This is a genomic window from Arthrobacter sp. MW3 TE3886 (assembly GCF_041262145.1).
GTDB lineage: Bacteria > Actinomycetota > Actinomycetes > Actinomycetales > Micrococcaceae > Arthrobacter.
The window spans coordinates 4,115,485-4,135,937 of sequence record NZ_JBGCAN010000001.1 but is presented as its reverse complement, the minus strand read 5'-3'; the positions used below and the strand labels follow the sequence as shown (position 1 = coordinate 4,135,937).

At 68.5% G+C, this 20,453-nt stretch carries 17 protein-coding genes and 2 pseudogenes; 14 read left to right on the top strand and 5 right to left on the bottom strand.

Features of this window, described 5'->3' with window-relative positions; genetic code table 11:
- Window positions 1–90 precede the first annotated feature (90 nt).
- The 6 genes from ABH915_RS18845 to ABH915_RS18820 all read left to right on the top strand — a co-directional run bounded on the left by ABH915_RS18845 (window position 91) and on the right by ABH915_RS18820 (window position 5,038).
- Window positions 91–849 (top strand): hypothetical protein, encoded by a 759-nt coding sequence (locus tag ABH915_RS18845; RefSeq protein WP_370124231.1) that lies wholly within the window; start codon window positions 91–93, stop codon window positions 847–849.
- A gap of 13 nt (window positions 850–862) precedes the next feature.
- Complete coding sequence (locus ABH915_RS18840) at window positions 863–1,471, top strand: type II secretion system F family protein (RefSeq protein WP_370124228.1); 609 nt, start codon at window positions 863–865, stop codon at window positions 1,469–1,471.
- A 335-nt stretch (window positions 1,472–1,806) separates the two neighbouring features.
- Window positions 1,807–3,513, top strand: coding sequence for a hypothetical protein (locus ABH915_RS18835; protein ID WP_370124225.1), 1,707 nt, complete (start codon window positions 1,807–1,809; stop codon window positions 3,511–3,513).
- A gap of 255 nt (window positions 3,514–3,768) precedes the next feature.
- Window positions 3,769–4,095 carry a DUF4244 domain-containing protein gene (locus ABH915_RS18830; RefSeq protein ID WP_370125040.1) on the top strand — a complete coding sequence of 109 codons (327 nt, stop codon included), beginning with the start codon at window positions 3,769–3,771 and terminating at the stop codon, window positions 4,093–4,095.
- Window positions 4,092–4,568, top strand: a complete 477-nt coding sequence (locus tag ABH915_RS18825) for a TadE family type IV pilus minor pilin (protein ID WP_370124222.1) — start codon at window positions 4,092–4,094, stop codon at window positions 4,566–4,568. The genes ABH915_RS18830 and ABH915_RS18825 overlap by 4 nt, the downstream gene beginning before the upstream one ends.
- The gene (locus tag ABH915_RS18820) at window positions 4,568–5,038 is read left to right on the top strand and encodes an Rv3654c family TadE-like protein (RefSeq protein WP_370124220.1); all 471 of its coding nucleotides are present in this window, start codon (window positions 4,568–4,570) and stop codon (window positions 5,036–5,038) included. Before ABH915_RS18825 ends, ABH915_RS18820 begins: the two co-directional genes overlap by 1 nt.
- Before the next feature lie 38 nt (window positions 5,039–5,076).
- On the opposite strand, the gene ABH915_RS18815 is transcribed toward ABH915_RS18820, so the two are convergent.
- Together ABH915_RS18815 and ABH915_RS18810 are read right to left on the bottom strand one after the other, a co-directional pair.
- On the bottom strand, window positions 5,077–7,503 hold the full coding sequence (locus ABH915_RS18815) for a DEAD/DEAH box helicase (protein WP_370124217.1): 2,427 nt from the start codon (window positions 7,501–7,503) through the stop codon (window positions 5,077–5,079).
- Between the two features lie 119 nt (window positions 7,504–7,622).
- Window positions 7,623–8,315, bottom strand: a complete 693-nt coding sequence (locus tag ABH915_RS18810; protein WP_026539123.1) for a GNAT family N-acetyltransferase — start codon at window positions 8,313–8,315, stop codon at window positions 7,623–7,625.
- A gap of 117 nt (window positions 8,316–8,432) precedes the next feature.
- On the opposite strand from ABH915_RS18810, the gene ABH915_RS18805 reads away from it, so the two are divergent.
- Complete coding sequence (locus tag ABH915_RS18805; RefSeq protein WP_370124213.1) at window positions 8,433–9,326, top strand: rhodanese-related sulfurtransferase; 894 nt, start codon at window positions 8,433–8,435, stop codon at window positions 9,324–9,326.
- Between the two features lie 34 nt (window positions 9,327–9,360).
- Here the strand turns inward: ABH915_RS18805 and ABH915_RS18800 are convergent, their stop codons facing one another.
- Entirely contained in the window at window positions 9,361–9,903 is a 543-nt protein-coding gene (locus ABH915_RS18800) for a DUF6023 family protein (RefSeq protein ID WP_026266710.1), read from the bottom strand.
- A 111-nt stretch (window positions 9,904–10,014) separates the two neighbouring features.
- A complete protein-coding gene (locus ABH915_RS18795) occupies window positions 10,015–10,473 on the bottom strand; it encodes a hypothetical protein (protein WP_370124211.1) in 459 nt (152 codons plus the stop codon).
- A gap of 190 nt (window positions 10,474–10,663) precedes the next feature.
- Between ABH915_RS18795 and ABH915_RS18790 the strand changes: the two genes are divergently transcribed.
- The gene (locus ABH915_RS18790) at window positions 10,664–11,443 is read left to right on the top strand and encodes a MerR family transcriptional regulator (protein ID WP_370124209.1); all 780 of its coding nucleotides are present in this window, start codon (window positions 10,664–10,666) and stop codon (window positions 11,441–11,443) included.
- Window positions 11,444–11,527: 84 nt separating this feature from the next.
- The gene (locus tag ABH915_RS18785) at window positions 11,528–13,207 is read left to right on the top strand and encodes a methyltransferase (RefSeq protein ID WP_370124206.1); all 1,680 of its coding nucleotides are present in this window, start codon (window positions 11,528–11,530) and stop codon (window positions 13,205–13,207) included.
- A 102-nt stretch (window positions 13,208–13,309) separates the two neighbouring features.
- Here the strand turns inward: ABH915_RS18785 and ABH915_RS18780 are convergent.
- A pseudogene (locus ABH915_RS18780) lies at window positions 13,310–14,458 on the bottom strand (MFS transporter); the annotation flags it as partial.
- A gap of 190 nt (window positions 14,459–14,648) precedes the next feature.
- Here ABH915_RS18780 and ABH915_RS18775 point away from each other — a divergent pair.
- From ABH915_RS18775 to ABH915_RS18755, 5 genes and pseudogenes are all read left to right on the top strand, one after another.
- Entirely contained in the window at window positions 14,649–15,329 is a 681-nt protein-coding gene (locus ABH915_RS18775; RefSeq protein ID WP_370124203.1) for an ArsR/SmtB family transcription factor, read from the top strand.
- A 215-nt stretch (window positions 15,330–15,544) separates the two neighbouring features.
- Window positions 15,545–18,283, top strand: coding sequence for a type I DNA topoisomerase (gene topA, locus ABH915_RS18770; protein ID WP_370124200.1), 2,739 nt, complete (start codon window positions 15,545–15,547; stop codon window positions 18,281–18,283).
- A 116-nt stretch (window positions 18,284–18,399) separates the two neighbouring features.
- Window positions 18,400–18,889, top strand: a pseudogene (locus ABH915_RS18765) (SseB family protein).
- Window positions 18,890–18,982: 93 nt separating this feature from the next.
- Window positions 18,983–19,987 carry a Ppx/GppA phosphatase family protein gene (locus ABH915_RS18760; RefSeq protein WP_370124197.1) on the top strand — a complete coding sequence of 335 codons (1,005 nt, stop codon included), beginning with the start codon at window positions 18,983–18,985 and terminating at the stop codon, window positions 19,985–19,987.
- A gap of 113 nt (window positions 19,988–20,100) precedes the next feature.
- Complete coding sequence (locus ABH915_RS18755; RefSeq protein WP_018775037.1) at window positions 20,101–20,442, top strand: YciI family protein; 342 nt, start codon at window positions 20,101–20,103, stop codon at window positions 20,440–20,442.
- The last annotated feature ends 11 nt before the right edge of the window (window positions 20,443–20,453 follow it).

The following is a 20,453-nucleotide window of genomic DNA, read 5'->3' as shown; positions in this document are numbered from 1 at the left end:
CGTACCCGCAGGGCATTGCAGGCCTCGGGCACGCGAGGTCCGGCGGCTCACGGGCCGCCGGGATCCCGGCAAGGACGAGCAGTCAGGGGCGTGGCCCGTCGGCTCGGTGGAGGATCCGCCGATGCCGGGCCCGTCCCCATGACAGTCCTGGTCCAACAATTGGCCGCGCTGCTGAGGGGAGGGCGCATCCCCGCCCGACTGTGGGATGAACTGTGGGCCCTGTACGGCGGGGACGCCGCAAGGGGCTGGCCGGTGGCGCAGGTCGCGGTTCACGGCGCCGGCCGCGACCGTCCCCGCGACCGCCCCCACGACCGGACAGGGGACGGCGCCGGAACCGTCCTCGGCCCGGAGTCCCGGAGGATCCTTGCAGCCGCGCGTGGCGCCGCCCTGCGCGGGTCCTCCGTGGCCGCGGCCATCCGCCGCGAGGTCTCCGCGGTTTCTGCCGGTGAGGGCGCCGTCGTCCCGGCCACCAAGGGTGCCGTCGGCATCCGGGCCCGCCGCGACGTGCGCGTGTGGGGCGAGCTCGCCGCATGCTTTGACACCGCTGAGGCCAGCGGTTGCCCCCTGGCCGATGTCCTGGCGCGCTTTGCCGCCCACCTTGAGTCGGAGGACGACGCCGAGGCTGCCCGGCAGACCGCCTTGGCGGGGCCCCGCGCAACCGTCCGCCTACTGACCTGGCTGCCGCTGTCGGGCCTGGGCCTCGGCCTGCTGCTCGGCGTTGACCCGGTCGCGACACTGCTGGGAAATCCCTGGGGCCTCACGGCGTTGGCCGCGGGCGTGGCGCTCACCGTCGTCGGCCGGCTGTGGTCCGCAAGGCTCGTCCGCACCGCGGCGGAAGCCCCAACGTGACGCAGCGGCCGCCGTGAGGCCCGAACTTGCCGGATTCGTGATCGCAGCGAGCCTTGCCGGGGCAGCCGCCGTGGTCCTCGCCCGGCCGGGCCGTGTCCGCCGGCGGCTCCGGCGCCAGCTTCGGGCACCGGCTGACGGGGCCGCGCGACGCCCGACGGCCCAGGACGCAGGCCGGGGACGTCACGGCTTCCAGGGTCTGCGGGACACCGCCATGATGCTGGAACTGATCGGCGCCATGCTGGATGCGGGAGCCGGACTTGGCCGGGCCCTCGAACTCCTGGCCGCCCTCATGCCACCGGAACTCGGGCGGCAGCTTCGGCCGGTTGTGTCAGCCCTCGCAATCGGTGCGGACTGGGGCACGGCATGGCGCAGTTCCGGTGCCCAGGCGTCCCAACTTCAGGCCCTGCGCGACGCCCTTTCCTTCGCCGCGCTCACCGGCGCCCCCTCCTCAGCGCTCCTCTATGCCCAGGCGGCCCGGCTTCGCCGCGAACGCAACAGGACCGCCGAGCAGCGCGCGGCGGCGCTCGGCGTGAAGCTCGTCGTGCCGCTGGGCCTGTGCTCCCTGCCGGCGTTCGTCTGCCTCGGCGTCGTGCCCGTGCTCCTGGGGCTGCTTCCGACGTGATGCCGGCAGCCCGCGGATCACCCGGACCCAAGGTTAATTCAAGTTGCTGGGGGATACCTTGGGGGCAGGCACCGTCGGAGTATGAGCGGTCTCGTGCGTCGGCTACTCACAGCACTTCCTTGGCGCCTCGAATCCCGGAGTATCTGGGGTCTCGTACAAACTGGGAGCCACGCCAGGGGGGCAGATCAATGATTCGACTGTACAAAGCGGGCGTGATTGCAGCGCTCAACCTACTAGTGTTGACCGGTTTGGCGGTGGGAGCCAGTCCGGCGTCCGCCGCCCCGACCTGTCAGCCGGGAACACCCCAACCGACCAACCAATACCCTGGCACAACGGTGATTGCCACGAACTTCGAGTCCGGAAGCCTCACCACCGCCGGCTTCGCCACCGCTTTCACTTCCGGAACCGGCACCGCCGACGTCTCCTCGGCCCAGCAACACTCGGGCCGCTGCTCAGCCAAGGTCCACGTCACCACGGATGCCGGTTCCGTGGCGAATTTTTCCGCACCAGTTCCTGCCGGGAACAATGAGGTCTACGCCGACGGCTGGTTCAACATCACCAAGGAGGGCGTCGCCGGCAACAACGTCCCGTACTTCCGGTTCTTCAACGGGAACACCCGGTTCGTTGACGTCTACCGTTCCAACGGCGGCGTCGGCCCGCTGTGGCTGCGCGTCGCGGCACCCGACGGAACCCTCCGCTACACCGCGATGAAGGTGAACGTTCCGCTCGGCACCTGGCACCATCTCGTCACACACGTCATCGCAAATGGGGCCTCCTCCACGGTCGAGGTGATCTTCGACGGCAAGCTCGTGTATTCCAGCAAGCAGGTCGCCACGGCCTTTACCGCGGTCACCAAGATGCAACTCGGCGCCGAACACCGGCGGCAGGCCGGCGACAGCTTCATTGACGACGTGGTCATCAAGGCCAAAAAGGCGGCCGGCCAGCTTCCCGGGACGTTTACCCCGATTGCCCCACAGCGGTTCCTCGACACCCGGAAAACGTCGCCGGTGGGTGCCGACAAGTCCGTCTCCTTCCAGGTTGCGGGGGCCAACGGGATCCCGGCAAAAGTCGCCGCGGTCGTCTTCAACCTGACCGTCACCGAAGGAAAATCCATTGGCTACATCACCGCCTACCCCTCCGGGACAGTCCGGCCGAATGCTTCCAATGTGAACTTCCGCGCCAACCAAAACGTGCCTAACCTGGTAACAGTCAAGGTGGGTGCGGACGGGAAAGTTGCGCTGTTCAACAGATCCTCTGGCACAACCCACCTCATCGCCGATGTCACCGGCTATTACGTCACGGGGGCCCCAGCGACGCCGGGTGCCTTCCAAAGCCTGGCGCCCAAGCGGCTGCTGGACACCCGGTCCACCACGGCACTTGCAGGAGATTCCACGGTGTCCCTGCAGGTTGCGGGGACCAACGGCGTCCCGGCATCTGCCGCTGCTGTGGTCTTCAACCTCACAGTGACCGAGCCAACTAGGATCGGGTACATTACCGCCTATGCGTCGGGCTCGGCGCGTCCGGACGCGTCCAACCTCAACTTCAACGCCGGACAGACAGTGCCGAACCTGGTCACGGTCCCCATCGGCCCAGACGGGAAAGTCACACTGTTCAATCGTTCCTTCGGACGTTCACACCTGATCGCAGACGTTGCCGGCTACTACCTCGGCGGCACGCCGTCGGCCACCGGTGCGTTCAAGGCCACCGGTCCATCCAGGATCCTCGACACCCGAAACACAACGGCTGTGCGGCCGGACTCCGCGGTGTCCTTCCAGATTGCCGGGGCCAACGGCATCCCCTCCAGTGTCCTGGCGGCTGTTTTCAACCTGACGGTCGTCTCGCCCCAGTCCATCGGCTACGTCACCGCCTACCCCTCGGGCTCCGCCCGTCCGGACGCGTCCAACCTGAACTTCACCGCCCGACAGACTGTGCCGAACCTGGTCTCGGTCCCCGTCGGTTCAGACGGAAAGGTGACGTTGTTCAACCGTTCCTCCGGGTCCTCACACCTCATCGCCGACCTCGCGGGATACTTCCTCCCTTAGGAACGCGCGGGTGACCCGCACCAACTGAACCCGAGGGGCTGTCGTCGCAGGACGGACCGCAGCCCCTCGGGTTCAGCCCTGTCTGGGTCCGGGCAGGGGGCTGGCGGATCCGGGCTTGGCGTTCGGCGTCTGTTGGCCGCCCGGCGGGGACCAGACAGTTCTCCTCCACAGGCAGCCACGACGGCATTTTCGGGCAGGTTTTCCACTTGGCTGCCCTCGGGGCTTATGACGCGGCGTACAAGCCGGGAGAGTCGAATCAGCCGGCGATCACGCCGGTGTCCCGTGGAAGGAAAGCAGATGTCAACAAATCAGGACACTCCCGCTGCACGTCGCATTGAAGCAGGGGAGGGCGGCGTTGCCGAGGTCTATGAGATCTACCCCGGCGCCAGCTCGGTTGTTCCCGTTCAACCACAGAGACGCACAGGGCCGCCGGCCGCGCAGGCGGGCATGGCTACCGCTGAATATGCCATAGCAACCCTGGCCGCCGTGGGCTTCGCCGGGGTCCTCGTGTTCATCATGCGCAGCGATGAGGTCCGCGGGTTCCTCCTGAACCTCATCCGGACAGCGCTCACGTTGCCATGAACGGACTCTGGCGCGCCCGGGGGAGCGGCGGCCGGAGGGAGCCGCCGCCAACGGCGGAGTGCCGCGGGGCCGTCACCGCTGAGTTCGCCGTCGCGTTGCCCTCGGTCGTCCTCCTGCTCTCCGTGCTGCTCGCGGGTTCGGCTGCCGGGGTGATGCAGCTCCGCGTCGAGGAGGCGGCCCGTGGCGGTGCCCGGGCGGTGGCGAGGGGAGCCGCGGCCGGCGAAGTCGGTGAGATTGTCCGCCGTCTCGCCGGCGAAACGGCGGACTCCGAGGTGACGCGGGACGGCGATTGGCACAGGGTCACCGTTTCCGGCCGCGTCCCCGGGGCTGTTGGGTCTCTGGTTCCCTGGGCCCTCAGCGCCAGCGCATGGGCGCGTGCTGAGGATCCTGGCGCGGCACAACGTCCCGGGCTGGACGAGTCCGGACTGATGGGCGTCTCCCGGTCCCCGTCCCCGTGGCGAAGCGGCACGTGATGTCGCCTGCCCATGTCCGTGTCCGTGTCCGGGCCCGCGTCCGTGCCCGGGCCCGCGGGCCGCGACCCCGGAGCCCGGATCCTGCCCGCGCCCGGCACCGGTGTGCGTCTTCAGAGCGGGGGTCGGGGACCGTGCTGGCCCTGGGACTCGGGCTGGCAGTCATCATGGCGTTGGCCCTGCTGCTGCTTTTGGCCCAGTCGGCCGTCGCGGCGTCGAGGGCTGCGGCGGCTGCCGATCTGGCGGCGCTGGCTGCCGCGGACGCCGCGCGGGGGATCACGTCCGGCGAGCCCTGCGCTGTGGCTCGAGAGGTCGCGCTGAAGAACAACGCCACGCTGGCCGCCTGTGCTGAAGGACCGGACGCCACGGTTCAGGTCCGCACCGAGTTCGGCGCCGGTCCGTTCCTCGGGGCGGCCACCGGACGGGCCAGGGCGGGACCGCCCCCCGCGGCCGGGAACGGGTCCGCACGGTGAATGATGCTTCGTTTCCGGCGGGTCGCCAGGAGAGGTGTTCAGGCGCGGAGCGGCTGGGCAGGCTTATCGTCCGAGGTCCCGGCCGCGGCCGCCGTTGTGCCGGGACTGCCGGCGTGCATGAGGTCGCCGGCGTCTTGGAGCAGTACATCGATCAGTGTGACGGCGGCGTCCTTGTCGAGCGGGTTGTTCTTGTTGCCGCACTTGGGTGACTGGACGCAGGAGGGGCAGCCGGACTCGCATTCGCAGGCCTTGATGGCGTCGCGCGTGGCGGTCAGCCACAACCTGGCCTTGTCGTAGCCGCGCTCGGCGAAACCGGCCCCGCCGGGATGGCCGTCGTAGACAAAGATGGTGGGCACTCCAGTGTCGGCGTGGATGGCCGTGGACACTCCGCCGATGTCCCAGCGGTCGCTGGAGGCCACCAGCGGAAGGAGGCCGATTGCCGCGTGCTCGGCAGCATGCAGCGCGCCGGGGAACTGTGCCTCGATGAGCCCCGCGCCGGTCAGCGAGCGGTTGTCCACAACAAACCAGACCGCCTTGGTAAACAGGTCCCTGGCGCCCAATTCCAACGGTTCTTCGCCGAGGATCTCATTCGAAATCAACGCCTTGCGCTGGAAGGACACCACCTGGGTTGTCACTTTCACATCGCCGAAGTGCACAGCCACATCGCCCCACTGGGTGGTGCGTTGCGTCTCGAGGACCTCGATCTGGGTCACGTCCCGGGCGGTGGTGTAGTAGTCGGGGTTCGCCCGGCGCACCACCACACAGTGCTCATCCTCATTCAGGTCTTCCACCACGTAGCTGTCGCCCTGGTGGACATAGATGGCGCCGGTGTGGGCCTGGTAATGGGTCTGCGGCGAATCCATAGTGCCGAGCAAGGAACCCGTCTCGGCATCCACGATGCTCACCGGACCTCCGCCGTCGGCCCGGAGGTTCACCATGGCTGCGGCATTTTGCGGATGGGTCCAAAACCATCCGGCCGGCCGTTTGCGCAGGTAGCCCTGCAGGACCAGCCGGTCCAGCAGCTTCTCGGCGGTGGCCCCGAAGAGCTCCAGTTCGGCGAACCCGAGGGGCAGTTCCGCGGCGGCCGCGCACAAGTGCGGGCCCAGCACATATGGATTGGAGGGATCGAAGACCGTGGCCTCCACCGAGACGTCGAAAATCGCCTCGGGGTGGTTCACCAAGTAGGTGTCCAGCGGGTCGTCGCTGGCCACGAAGGCCGCGATCGCGTCCTGCCCGGCGCGTCCTGCCCGGCCGATCTGCTGGAACAGCGACGCGCGGGTGCCCGGCCAGCCTGCGACCAGGACGGCGTCGAGACCGGAAATGTCGATGCCCAGCTCCAACGCGGACGTGCTCGAGACGCCCAACAGTTCACCCGAGCGCAGCGCCTTTTCCAGGGCCCGCCGCTCTTCCGGCAGGTAGCCCGAGCGGTAGGCGGCCACGCGCTGCGGCAGGCTGGGGTCTACCTCGTCGAGGAGGCGTTTGGCGATTGAGGAAATCGTCTCTGCCCCGCGCCTGGACTTGATGAACGCAATGGTCCGGGTCCGGGAGGACACCAGGTTGGCCAGCAGGTCGGCGGTCTCGGCGACGGCCGTCCGGCGCTCCTTGGCACCGTTTTCGCCCCGGAGTTCGGTCAATGCCGGCTCCCAAAACGCCACCGTGGTGGACCCGTGGGGGGAACTGTCTTCGGAAACGGCCCGCACCGGTGCGCCGATCAGCCGGCCGAAGGACTGTCCGGGTTCAGAGGCCGTGGCGGACGCCGCGATGAACACCGGTCCGGGATGTGAGCCGCCCGGGCTGTAGTAAGCACAGATCCGACGCAGCCGGCGCATGAGGTTTGCCACATGGGAGCCGAAGACGCCGCGGTAGCTGTGGGCCTCATCCACGATCACGTAGCGGAGGCGCCGGAAGAACCTCGCCCACCAGGCATGGTTCGGGAGGATGCCGAAGTGCAGCATGTCCGGGTTGGCCAGGATGAAGTTCGCATGGTCCCGGATCCAGCGCCGGGAAGCGGGATCGGTGTCGCCGTCGTAGGTTTCTGCCCGGACTGTGGGGAGCTTCAGTGCCCTGATCGCTGCCAGTTGGTCGGCGGCGAGCGCCTTGGTCGGGGAGAGGTAGAGGGTCACAGCCCCGTCGTCGTGGATTTTCCCGGGATCGGACAGGACCTTGAGCTCGGAACGGTGGATCGCGTCCAGAGCCGGCAGCTGATACGCCAGGGACTTGCCGGACGCGGTGCCGGTGGCGATGACCACGTTCTCTCCGGCGTGGGCCAGTTCGGCGGCCCGGACCTGGTGAAGGTAGGGCTCGTGGATCCCCAGGGAACCGTAGGCTGCCACGAGATCGGGGTGGGACCACTCCGGCCACGGCGCATTAACGGCCTGGCGGGCGGGGATCGTCCGCACATGACGCAGCTGTTCCGGGTCCGGACCTCGGCCCAGCAACGGAATCAAGGACTCATGCGGGTTCACTCACATATTCTTTCATCCGCCCTCAAATCGGCGGCCTTCCGCCGGGCAGGCATGTTGCCCCGGGCGCACGCCCGCCGGACGGCAGGCGCCCGCGGCGCTTCAACCGACGGAGCGGCGCCTCACCCCACGGACAGGTCGGCCCCTTCGTCGGATGTCGACAACATCAGGACGTGGCACACCTCGCGCCAGCCGAGGTGTGAATAGAGTTTTTGGCCGTCAAGGGAGGCGAGCAGCAGCCCGGAGTCGACATCGTGTTCGAATGCCTGGGCGGCCAGGGCCTTCATGATGAAGCTGCCCAGCCCCCGCCGCTGGTAGGCCGCCGACGTCACGATGTTGTCGAAGATGGCGGTGTGTCCCACCACAAACACGCGTCCGCTCGCGGCGACGTCCTCGCCGGCGGTGACTACTGCGTGGTGGACGCCGTCGGTCCGGGAGGTCTCGAGCTTGAGGTCGTCGTCCGAAAGCCAAGGGTCCTCAGCATCCTGGGTCTCCATGTCCACGATCATCATGGTTTGGGAGGCCGAGGTGACATGGAGGCCGTTCCGCTGTCCCAGCAACGTGTACCGGGCCGCATCGTTGGTGAGGATGGTGAGGACCCGGGCCGGCACTTCGGCCGTCTTTGCCGCCAGCGCCTCGAACTCCGCGTCGGACGGATCGTAGGCGAAATACTCCCATTCGTGAGTGGTGTCCGCGCGTAAGGCCGCGGGGAACCGTCCCTCCCTGCGCGTCTCGTATCCGCGGCAGCCGGCCCATCCGGCAACCCAGATTTCCAGCAGGTGAGTGGTGTCTTCAACCATGGCGTCAAGACTCATGTGATGAGCGTATTCCAGCCGTGCCACAAGCAACAGGGGCCGGGTTGGGCGAAGCCGCTTGCTTATCCAATTGTGATTGTCGCCCGGCCGTCCGCGCCAGCAAGTACCCTTAAAAGCGTGGCTTTGAACAGGATTGTGCTTTTTTACGGATTCACCCCCCTGCCTGACCCGGACGCCGTCCGGCTCTGGCAGCGCGCCCTGTGTGAAAAACTCGGACTGACCGGCCGCATCATCCTTTCCAAGGACGGCATCAACGCCACGGTCGGCGGAGAACTGAACGCCGTGAAGCAATACGTCAAAACGACGCGGGAGTACAAGGGCTTCCAGGGCATCGACGTGAAGTGGTCCGAGGGCGGCGCGGCGGACTTCCCGCGGCTCAGCGTGAAGGTGCGGGACGAAATCGTATCCTTCGGCGCCCCGGGCGAACTCAAAGTCGACGCCGGCGGAGTGGTGGGCGGCGGAACGCACCTCAAACCCGAGGAACTCCACGAACTCATTGAAGCCAAGAAGCAGCAGGGCGACGAAGTCGTGTTCTTCGACGGCCGGAACGGCTTCGAGGCCCAGATCGGCAAGTTCAAGGACGCAGTGGTTCCCGATGTCGCCACCACCCACGACTTCATCAAGGAACTCGACTCCGGTAAATACGACGCCCTCAAGGACAAGCCGGTTGTCACCTACTGCACCGGGGGCATCCGCTGCGAGGTGCTCTCGAGCCTCATGGTGAACCGCGGGTTCAAGGAGGTCTACCAGCTCGACGGCGGCATTGTCCGCTATGGCGAGGCCTTCAAGGACCAGGGCCTGTGGGAGGGCTCCCTGTATGTGTTCGACAAGCGCATGCACGTCGAGTTCAGCGGGGACGCCAAGACCATCGGCAAATGCGTCCGCTGCTCGGCACCCACAAGCAAGTTCGAAAACTGCTCGAATCCGTCCTGCCGGACCCTGACGCTCTATTGCGCCGGTTGCGCCGCGAGCCCCGACACCCTGCGGTGCCCCGAGGGCTGCGCCGCCTGAGGCCTGAGCCGGACTTCCGGCCGCCCCGGAACGCTCAGATGCGGCTCACCCGGTACGCGAAGTTTGCCGGTGCGTTCGCATCCACTTTGATCGACAGCGACGCATCCGCAGCCAGCTGCACCACGTTCACCCTGGACGTCCCGCACCGGAGACTCAGGTCCACGAGTTCGTCCTCACCGTTCTCGATGGAAAAGGACACGCGGCGGGTACTGCGGCAAGCCAGGGTCACGGCGTACGTACCCTTGGGCAGCTGGGCTGTCGTCTCTTTCCGCTCCTCGTCGGCCTCCAGCGTCCCGAAACCGGTATGGAGGACTTGTCCCTCGGCGTCGGGCAGCACGGCATCGACCCAGTCATCCAGCTCCTCGCCCGTCACCGGCTCGTTGAGATGGGGGTCCTGGGGCAGGGCGGCGTCAGTGGTCGGAGGGGCAGCGGAGGTCGATTCATCGTCCCAGTGGTCGGCGCTGTATTCATACGCGCAACCGGACAGGACCGTCCCGAGAAATACCGCAACTGAAAGCACCACGGCGGCCGCCGGGGTGCGCCGTCGCGGCACCCTGCTCGCCGGCACAGTTGGCATACCCTGAGATTAGGGCCGCCCGGGGTCAAACGCCAGAGGCCAAAGGTCCGGGTCGGACAGCCCCGTCAGGGGGCGCCGGGCCGGACACCGCGGACCGGGCTGCGGCGCACGCTACTCGGACGCCGCCAGGTGGTAGGCGTAGAGAAGCGGGGCATCCACACTGGACGTGCTGAGCGTGACCTTGCCCGCGGCGGGCACTTTGATGCGGGCGGTTTCGCGGCTGCCGTTGCAGGCGGCACCGGCTTCGGCCAACTGGCTGCCGTCCAGGCTGACGGCGAAGAACGCCTTCCCGCCGCCGTCGCAGGTCATGGTCAAGGTGTAGGTGCCGGCGGGCACGCCGGACGCGGTCCGGACGATCGGATCCCGGTTCAGGATCTTGCCGGCATCCTCCAGCACCGTCCCCGGGGCGGAGGGCAGCGCGGTGGCCTTCCACGCCGGGACGTCGGCGCCCTCAATCGAACCGGCCGGGGAACATGCCGCTGCGGCCAGTACGACGACGGCGGCGGCCGTGCCGCTGAGCGTCCGCCGGGCCAGGCGGGCGGCCGGGGCGTGGGAGGAAGGGAAAGCCATGCCTCAAACTTACCGTCCCGCGGGCTGCCCTCCGGCCGCGTCGACGTCCCGGGCGCCCTTCCCCCGCGGGCCCTTGACTTTGACGTTGCGTCAAAGTTTAGAGTCGAAGCGACGGCCGGCAGCGGCCGGCCGGCACGGGAACAGCGGGGTCCAGGGGACGCGGGCCTCGAGGGCGCAGAAGGGTGGAGGCATGGACTGGTCCGTTCAGCAGATCGCGAAGTTGGCCGGCACCACCGGCCGGACTTTGCGTCACTACGACGACATCGGCCTGCTCAGGCCAAGCCGCACCGGCAACAACGGCTACCGGTACTACGGCCAGGAGTCCCTGGTCCGTCTGCAGCGGATCCTGCTCCTGCGCGACTTGGGGCTTGGGCTGCCGGCGATCGCGGACGTGCTCGGCAACGAGGCGGACGAGGAGCATGCACTGGGCCGGCACCTGGCGTGGCTGCTGCAGGAACAGGACAGGCTGGGGCGGCAGATTGCCTCGGTCCGTCACACCATCGAGGCATTGCAAACGGGAGGAAAGATCATGGCGGAGGAAATGTTCGACGGTTTCGACCACACCAGGTACCAGGAAGAGGTGGAGCAGCGGTGGGGCAAGGACGCCTATGCGAAGTCGGACGCCTGGTGGCGCGGCATGGGGGCCGGGGAGAAGGCTGCCTGGACAGAACAGTCCCGGCAGCTCGGTGCCGACTGGACGGCTGCTGCGGCATCGGGAGTCCCGGCGGACAGCGCGCAGGCGCAAGACCTGGCCCGGCGCCACGTCGAATGGCTCAGGCGAATCCCCGGCACGCCGGCGTCACCCGCAGCGGCCGGCAGCCCGGCGACCGGTGGCGACATCAAGGGGTACGTGACGGGGCTCGGCGAGATGTACGTGGCCGATCCCAGGTTCGCCGCCAACTACGGAGGTGCCGACGGCGCCGCCTTCGTCCGGGACGCCCTGAAAATCTATGCGGAGACCGAGCTGTAGCCGGACCTGCATCGCCCGGGCCCACCACCGGGGCACAGGCTCCGGAATGAAAGGGGGCCCGGGCCCGGGGACTAAACTTGTCCGGTGACTTCCTCAGCGCAAGGCCCCGCCGCACAGGCTCGTTCAACGCAGGCTCCGGCTACGCCGTTCACGGCGGGCAATACTCCGGACGCTCCGCGCAGCGACCTCCCCGGCCTCCTCGCGGCGCTGGCCGCTGACCTGCGTGCCGTTGGCTACACCGTGGACGGGGTCGCGGAGCTGCTCGGCGAGGCCGCGCACTCGGCCCTGGGCCGGGACCAGCTCATCCCGGCGCTGATCATCACCGGGCGTTCCCTCGGGGAGCCGGCGACGGCGGCGCTCGCCGGCGTCGTGCGTCTCTGGCTCCTGTCCGAACCGCAGCGCGCGGAGACGCTCGACGCCGCCCTCCCCGGCATCCGTACCAAGGGGCTGATGGAACTTGGTCTCGTGGAGCCCTCGGGCGGGGACCTGGTCCAGGCGAAGGTGGACCTCAGGCCCTACGGCTGGGACCCGGCCGTGGGGGAGGACGGGACCAGTGCGGGCGGCGCGGACCTCTGGGTGGCCAGCGACCTCGCGGCCCATCAGCGCGCCGGCGTTCTCCGGCATGACCACGTCCTGGGGATTGGGCAGGCCTCCACCACCCTGGTCCAGGTCACCGCCCGCCGCCATGTTGCCACGGCCCTCGATCTCGGCACCGGCTGCGGCATCCAGACCTTCCACCTGCTGCACCACGCCGAGCACGTGACCGCCACGGACATCTCCGAACGTGCGCTGGCGTTCACCCGGTTCAACCTGCTGCTCAACGCCGCCGAACTGCACCTGGATCCGGCTGACCTTGATGCCCGCGTCAGCCTGCGGCTCGGGTCCTTGCTGGACCCGGTCGCGGGGCAGGAGTTCGAGCTGGTGGTGTCCAACCCGCCGTTCGTCATCACGCCCCGCAGCCTGGGCGAGACCGCCACGGACCAGTTCACGTACCGCGACGGCGGCCTGCCGGGGGACGAGATTGTGTCCTCGCTGGTCCGTACACTGCCCTCGGTCCTTGCCCCGGGCGGAACGGCCCAGCTTCTGGGCAACTGGGAGATCACGGCGGGCGCCGGCTGGGCCGACCGGCCCCAGAGCTGGGCCGGCCCGGCCGCCGACGTCTGGTTCATCCAGCGCGAGCAGGTGGGCCCCGAGCAGTATGCCGAGACCTGGCTCCAGGACGCCTCGGAAGGCCGCGACCGCCGGCTCTACGAGGACTCGTACGCTGCCTACCTGGACGACTTCGCCTCGCGCAATGTGGCCGGAATCGGCTTCGGCATGATCTGGCTGCGGCGGCCTGCCGACGGCGCCGGACGGGTGCTGTCCCGTTTCGAGGAGATCACCTACCCGATCGAACAACCGGTCGGGCCGCACCTGGGCGCCGCCGTCGAGCGTGCCGACTGGCTGGCCGGCCATGATCTGGCCGCCGCCCACCTGCTGGTCGCGGAGGACGTCACCGAAGAACGGCACCAGCGCCCCGGCGCGGAACACCCCGGCGTCATCCTGCTGCGGCAGGGTGCCGGGCTGCGCCGCACCAACCTGCTCAGCACCGAGCTGGCGGGCCTCGTTTCAGCGTGCGACGGCGACCTGTCCGTCGGGCAGATCATCGGCGCCCTCGAGGCGCTGCTGGGCGGCTACGAGGGGTTCGACGGCGCGGAGTTCCGCACCGGCCTGCTCGAAGAAGTCGGGAACCTCGTCCGCGACGGCTTCCTGCTGCCTGCCTGATACGGCAGCGGCCGCGCCCGCCAACGGCGGTTCGGTAGCGGCCGGCAAGGCCGCTTCTGCCGCAGCCCCGGCTGCCGCAGGACCAGTACCGGAGTCGGAATCCTCCCGGCCGAACCGCGGCAGGACGTACGCCGTGAGGGCGAGGGCGACCACGGCCCCGACGACGCCGGTGAGCACGAAGCTGACGCGCACCGGCACCAGGGCGCCCAGGAGGCCGCCCAGGGCCAGCGCACCAATGGAGACGGCACGCGTCATCCCGCCCACAATCGCCATCGCCTGGCCGCGCCCGCTTTCCGGAATCCGCAGGATCGCGATGGCCCCGAAACAGGCGTTCAGGACGCCGCAGGCCATTCCCGTCCCTGTGTAGGCGGCAAAGAGCAGTTCCACGTTCGGGACCATCCCGGTGAGGACCAGGCACGCCGAGGCTGCGGTCATGGCGGCCAGCAGCACGCGCAGCCGGACCCGTGGCGTCCTGATCCTGCCGGCTATCGCGGCCCCGGCTGCCATCCCGAGGCCAAAGGCCGCGGACAGGAGGCCGTACTGGATCTCGGTGGCGCCAAGTTCGTCGCGGGCCAGGAACACCTCCAGCACGTTGGTGGCTTCGCCGACGACGATGAAGAACATTGCCCCCAGGACCAGGGCCCAGACCAGGCTGTCCCGGCGGATCAGGCGCAGCCCGTCCAGCAGCGCCGGCTTCGCCTGGCCGACCCGTTCGGCCGCCGTGCCGCGGCGGGTGCGGATCAGCAGCGCGCCGAGCCCCATGGCGACATAGCAGCCGCTGGCCACGGCGAACACCAGCCCGGTCCCGCCCCAGCCGCTGAGCAGGCCGCCCGCGGCGGGGCCGGCCATGCCCGCGATCATGATGGTCGCCTGCATGGTCCCCATGGCCCGGGGCGTGCGGTCCTCGCCGACGATCCGCGGCAGCAGGGCCTGCCAGGTGGGGCTGGCCACGGACTGGGCCGCGTCGAGCAGGAACGTCATGGCAAATAGCACCGGCAGATAGTTCTCCAGATACTGCATGCCAAGCCCCATGCCGGCGACGGCGGCGGCACTGACCGCGGAACTCGCCGTCGCCAGCGTGCGCGAATCCATGGTGTCGGCGAGCCGGCCGGCCCAAGGGGCCAGCAGGACCAGCGGCAGCGCTGAACACAAAAGGTAGGCGGCCACGAGCCAGGGCCCGGCGACAGGCGTTTCGCCGGCCGCGGCCGCGTTCTGTAGATGCAGCATGACGCTGACGACGACGGCGCCCATCCCGGCCGTCGCCACGAACCGGGCGGTGCCGGCAATCACGAAGTCGCGGTTGCGCCACAGGGGCCGCACGCCGGTTGCGGGGGCCGGCAATTTATGAAGTGTCTGTTTCATAAACAGGAACGTAGCCCGGCGGCAAAACAAATGTCAAGCATTTCTTTCATAGTTTGGCGGGGCTGGATACACTGGAGGAGTGAACGCAGAAACCCCGACGGCGGAGTCAACGGCTCCGCCGGCCACCAAGCGCCGGCACCGTCCGGAGAAGCAAGTGGAAATCACTGACCCGAAGGCGATCCGTGCCCTGGCCCACGCCGCCCGGCTGGAGGTCATTTCCGAGCTGTATTCCACCCAGGTGAGCCGGACGGCCACCGAGCTTGCCGCGCAGACCGGACTGACTCCCAGCGCCATGAGCTACCACCTGCGGGCGCTGCAGAAGTGGGGCATCGTGGTTCCCGCGGCCACCGCAGGGGATGCCCGGGAGCGGCGCTGGCAGGCCGCCGGTACAGATTTCACCATCCACTCGCTGGGGGGAGTGGCCAGCCCCGAACTCGCCGTCCTGGACCTGGAGCTCGACGCCTACCGCCGCCGGGTCCGTGCCTACGCCACGGCCCGCAACGCCCGGCGCGAGAGCGGCGACACCGCCGACGGCCCGTCCTCGGTGGTGCTGGCCAGCAACCTGCTGTACCTGACGCCGGACCAGCGGGCCGAACTGACGCGGCGGATCTTCGACCTGCTGCGGGACTACGAACTCGAGGATCCGGACCACGTGCCCGAGGGCGCCGAGCGCATGGCCACGATGTGGTCGATGATTCCGGACGACCGCGGACCGGCTGCAAAAGCCGCCCCCGGCAAGCCCGCCGCCGGCAAGGGCTGAGGCCTACGCCGGGAAGGCATGGACCGGTCGCGGGCGCGGCGCGGGACTGCATCCGGGGCGCCCCCAGGAGCCGCCCGGGACCCGGCCTTTTTGCGGCCGGAAGCCGCGTCCGCCAGGCCGTCATATCCGGCCGGATGCGCGGGATTCTGCAAAATATGGTGAACTAGGCGGGTATGGGCGCATCTGCCCGAGCCACCTTTTTCTGTAGGAGCACCGTGCCAAGCAAGGCCAAAACCGGCAAGAAACTCGTGATTGTGGAGTCTCCCGCCAAGAGCAAGACCATCGCCAAGTACCTCGGCGAAGGCTTCATAGTGGAGGCCTCCATCGGTCACATCCGCGACCTCCCGCAGCCCTCGGAGCTCCCCGCGGAACTGAAGAAAACCCCGCTGGGCAAGTTCGCCGTCGACATCGACAACGACTTCAAGCCCTACTACGTGGTGTCCTCGGACAAGAAGAAGAAGGTCGCCGAGCTCAAGGCCCAGCTCAAAGACGCCGACGCTCTCTATCTCGCAACCGATGGGGACCGCGAGGGCGAGGCCATTGCGTGGCACCTGCTGGAAGTGCTCAAGCCCAAGGTTCCCGTCTACCGGATGACCTTCGGTGAAATCACCAAGGAAGCCATCCACCGCGCCATGGACAACCTGCGCGATGTCGACCAGGACCTGGTGGACGCCCAGGAGACCCGGCGCGTCCTGGACCGGCTCTACGGCTATGAGATCTCCCCCGTGCTCTGGCGCAAGGTGGCCCGCGGCCTCTCCGCCGGCCGCGTGCAGTCCGTCGTCACCCGCATGGTGGTGGACCGCGAACGCGAACGGATGGCCTTCAAGGCCGCCTCCTACTGGGACCTCACCGGCCAGTTCGCTGCCGGTTCCGGCTCCTTCAAAGCCAAACTCGCCGCAGTCGACGGCGCCAAGGTCGCCAGCGGCCGGGACTTCAACGACAACGGCGAACTCACCTCCCGCAACGCCGTGCACCTCAACGAGGAACTTGCCGCCTCGCTCGCGGCGGGGCTGCAGGACGCCGAATTCCGCGTCCGCTCCGTCGACACCAAGCCCTACACCCGCCGCCCGGCCGCGCCGTTCACCACCTCCACGCTGCAGCAGGAGGCCGGCCGCAAGCTGCGCTTCTCCTCGAAGAGCACGATGCAGGTGGCGCAGCGGCTCTACGAAAACGGCTACATCACTTATATGCGTACGGACTCGTCCGCGCTGAGCAACGAGGCCGTCACGGCCGCCCGGCGCCAGGCCTCCGAGCTGTACGGCCCCGAGTACGTGCCGCAGTCGCCGCGGGTCTACAGCGGCAAGGCAGCGAACGCGCAGGAAGCCCACGAGGCCATCCGTCCCGCCGGTGACTCCTTCCGCACCCCGGCCCAGGTGGCCCAGCAGCTCTCCGGCGACGAATTCCGCCTCTACGAGCTCATCTGGAAGCGCACGGTCGCCTCGCAGATGGCTGACGCCAAGGGCTCCACCGCCACGATCCGCCTCGGCGCCGTCACCGTGGGTGACCCGGCCGACCGCCGCGACGCCGAGTTCTCGGCCTCGGGCACCGTCATCACCTTCCCCGGCTTCCTCGCCGCCTACGAAGAAGGCAAGGACGAAAGCCGCGGGGACGACGAGTCCGAGGAAGCACGCCGGCTGCCCAACGTGGCCAAGGACGACGCGCTCACCGCCACCGACATTGTCGCCGTCGGCCACGAGACCTCGCCGCCGCCGCGCTACACCGAAGCCTCACTGACCGCGGAGCTGGAAAAGAAGGGCATCGGCCGCCCGTCGACCTACGCCTCCACCATCTCCACGATCCAGGACCGCGGCTACGTCCGGAAGCAGGGCTCAGCGCTGGTCCCGAGCTGGATCGCGTTCTCCGTGATCCGGCTCCTGGAGCAGCACTTCCACGACTACGTGGACTACGAGTTCACGGCCGACATGGAAGCGGACCTGGACAAGATCGCCAACGGCCAGGCGGCCGGACCGGCGTGGCTCAAGCACTTCTACTTCGGTGAGGACTCCGAGCCCGGCCTGCTGAGCATCGTGAACAACCTCGGCGAGATCGATGCCCGCGAGATCAACTCCATCCCCATCACGGACGCGATCACGCTCCGGGTCGGCAAGTTCGGCCCGTACCTGGAAAGCTCCACCGCGACGGTGGATCCCGAGACCGGCGAAGTGGTTGAGGCGGCCCGCGCCAACGTCCCCGAGGACCTGGCCCCGGATGAGCTCACAGCCGCCAAGGCCATCGAACTCATGGAGACCGCTGCCCCGGAGGAGCGTGTCCTCGGCGCGGACCCGCACACCGGGCACACGATTGTGGCCAAGAACGGCCGCTACGGCGCCTACGTCACCGAGATCATCCCGGAGATGACCGAGGAACAGCTGGCCAACCAGCCCGTTGAGTACTACAAGAACGGCAAGCCCAAACCGCCGAAGAAGCCCGTCAAGGCCAAGCCGCGCACCGGGTCCCTGTTCGCGTCCATGAGCGTGGACACCATCACGCTGGACGAGGCGCTGCAGCTCATGAGCCTGCCCCGCGTGCTCGGCCAGGACGCCGAGGGCAACCCGATCACGGTGCAGAACGGCCGGTTCGGCCCGTACCTGAAGAAGGGCACGGACTCCCGCTCCATCGGCTCCGAAGAGGAGATCTTCACGATCACGCTCGAGGCGGCGCTGGAGATCTACTCGCAGCCCAAGCAGCGCGGCGCCCGTGCCGCCGTGCCGCCGCTGGCCGAATTCGGGCCGGACCCGGTCTCGGAGAAGAACATCGTGGTGAAGGAAGGCCGGTTCGGCCCGTACATCACCGACGGCATCACCAACATCACGGTGCCGCGCACCACCTCGATCGAGGAACTGACCCGGGAACGCGCCGTCGAACTCCTCGCCGAAAAGCGGGCCAAGGGCCCGGTCAAGCGCACGACGACGGCCCGCAAGGCACCCGCCCGGAAGGCCCCGGCCAAGAAGTAGGCCGGCGCGCCGAAATCGCCGGAAACCTGCCGTTTCGCCGGAAATTACCGGCGAAACCGCAGGTTTCCGGCGATTTCGCGTTTGCGGACCGGCCGTGGACGTGATCGAGTAGGAATATGACTGAACAGCCCGCACACCTGGACAACCAGCCGCTGAACGAACTCGAGGAGCAGCTCGCCCGGGGGGAGCAGCCGGACGCCAACCCGGTGGACGTGATCCTGGCCTTCCTCAACAACGAGGTCTATGTGGTCAGCTCCGACGCCCTGGGAGGGCCCCGACTCGCAGGTGGAGCCGCTGGTCCTCGCCAACTCCTCCGGCAAGCCCGTCCTGGCCGTCTTCTCGCACCCGAGCCGCGTCACCGAGCAGTATCTCGCCGCCGCCCCGAACGTGCTGGGCACGCAGGGCGCCGCGATCATCGGCAACCTCGGCGCGGAACTTGGCATGGTGATCAACCCCGGCGCCGCCTACGGCTTTGAAATCGACCCGGAGGGCGTGGCCAACATCCGCCGCGACTTCAAGCCAACGGACGAGCCCGCTGACGGCACTGCCGACCAGCCCACTGACCCGTCCGCTGACCGCCCGGCGCAGGACAGCGACCCGGCCTAAGCCCGTGATCGGCCAAGACTGCGACGGCGGTATTCTTCGCGAATACCGCCGTCGCAGCTAGGCCGGCCGGTCCGTGGGGGGAATAATGGCAGCATGCGTCTAGGCGTCCTCGACATCGGGTCCAACACTGTCCATCTCCTGCTGGTCGACGCCCATCCCGGCGCCCGTCCGGTCCCCTACGCCTCGCACAAGCGGCGGCTGTCGCTCGTGCAGTACCTCGATGACGACGGCAACATCGACGACGAGGGGCAGCATGAACTTGTCGAGTTTGTCCTCGAGGCGTGGGAATTCGCGGCCAAGCACAAAGCCGACGACCTGCTCGCGTTCTGCACCTCGGCCATCCGCGAGGCCACCAACGGCGCTGACGTCCTGGCCCGCGTCAAGCATGAAACCACCGTCACCCTCCGGGAGCTCACGGGCAGCGAAGAGGCATCCATGACGTTCTTCGCCGTCCGGCGCTGGTACGGATGGGGCGCCGGGCCCATCCTGAACCTGGATATCGGCGGCGGCTCCTTCGAGATGGCCCTCGGACAGGACGAGCTGCCCGAGCTGGCGATGTCCGTTCCGCTCGGCGCCAGCCGGCTGACGCGCGACTGGCTGCCCGAGAACCCGCCCTCGGCCAAGAGCATCAAAGAGCTGCGCCGCTACATCCGCGCCACGCTCAAACCCGCGGTGCGCAAATTCGAGAAGCTGGGCCCGCCCAACCTTGTCGCGGGCACGTCCAAGACATTCCGGTCCCTCGCCAGGATTGCCGGGGCCGCCCCCAGCGGCGCCGGGCCCTACGTCAAGAGGGAGCTGCTGGCCCTCGACCTTGGGCTCTGGGCGCAGCGGATCTCTGCCATGGAGATAGAGGACAGGCTCCACTTGCCCGGGGTCTCCGAGGCCCGCGCGCCGCAGGTCCTCGCCGGCGCCCTCGTCGCGGAAGCGGCCCTGGAGATGTTCAAATTCGACAGCATGGTGACCTGCCCGTGGGCCCTGCGTGAGGGACTCATCCTCCGCCGCCTGGACCAGCTGGTGTTTGAGGGGCCGGTCGAGCCCGCGCCGCATGTGGCAGAGCAGCCGCCGGCGCGGCTCCAGTCGCCGGCAAAAGCTTCCTGAGACCACTCCGGTGACCCACGGTGCCGGGACCGTGTCGATCCGGAGCGTCCTCGATCGTGTAATTGCTGAGAGGCCGGCACACCGCCGGCTGATTCGACAAGGAGGCACCCGAAATGACGCAGTACCTGCTCAGCATTTACCAGCCGGACGGCCCTGCCCCGGACCCTGAGTTCCTCGAACCCATCATGCGGGACCTGGCGGCCCTGAACCATGAAATGCAGGCGGCGGGGGCCTGGGTGTTCGCCGCGGGGCTCCACCCGGCAGAGTCCGCGACGGTCCTGCGGCCCGACGGCGGCGAGATCCTGGTGACCGACGGGCCGTTCACCGAAGGCAAGGAGCACCTCGGCGGATTCACCGTGATCGAGGCCGAAGACCTGGACGCGGCCCTTGGCTGGGCGCGGAAGCTGGCCGGCGCCACCACACTTCCCGTTGAAGTCCGTCCGTTCCAGCATTAGCCGCCGGGCCG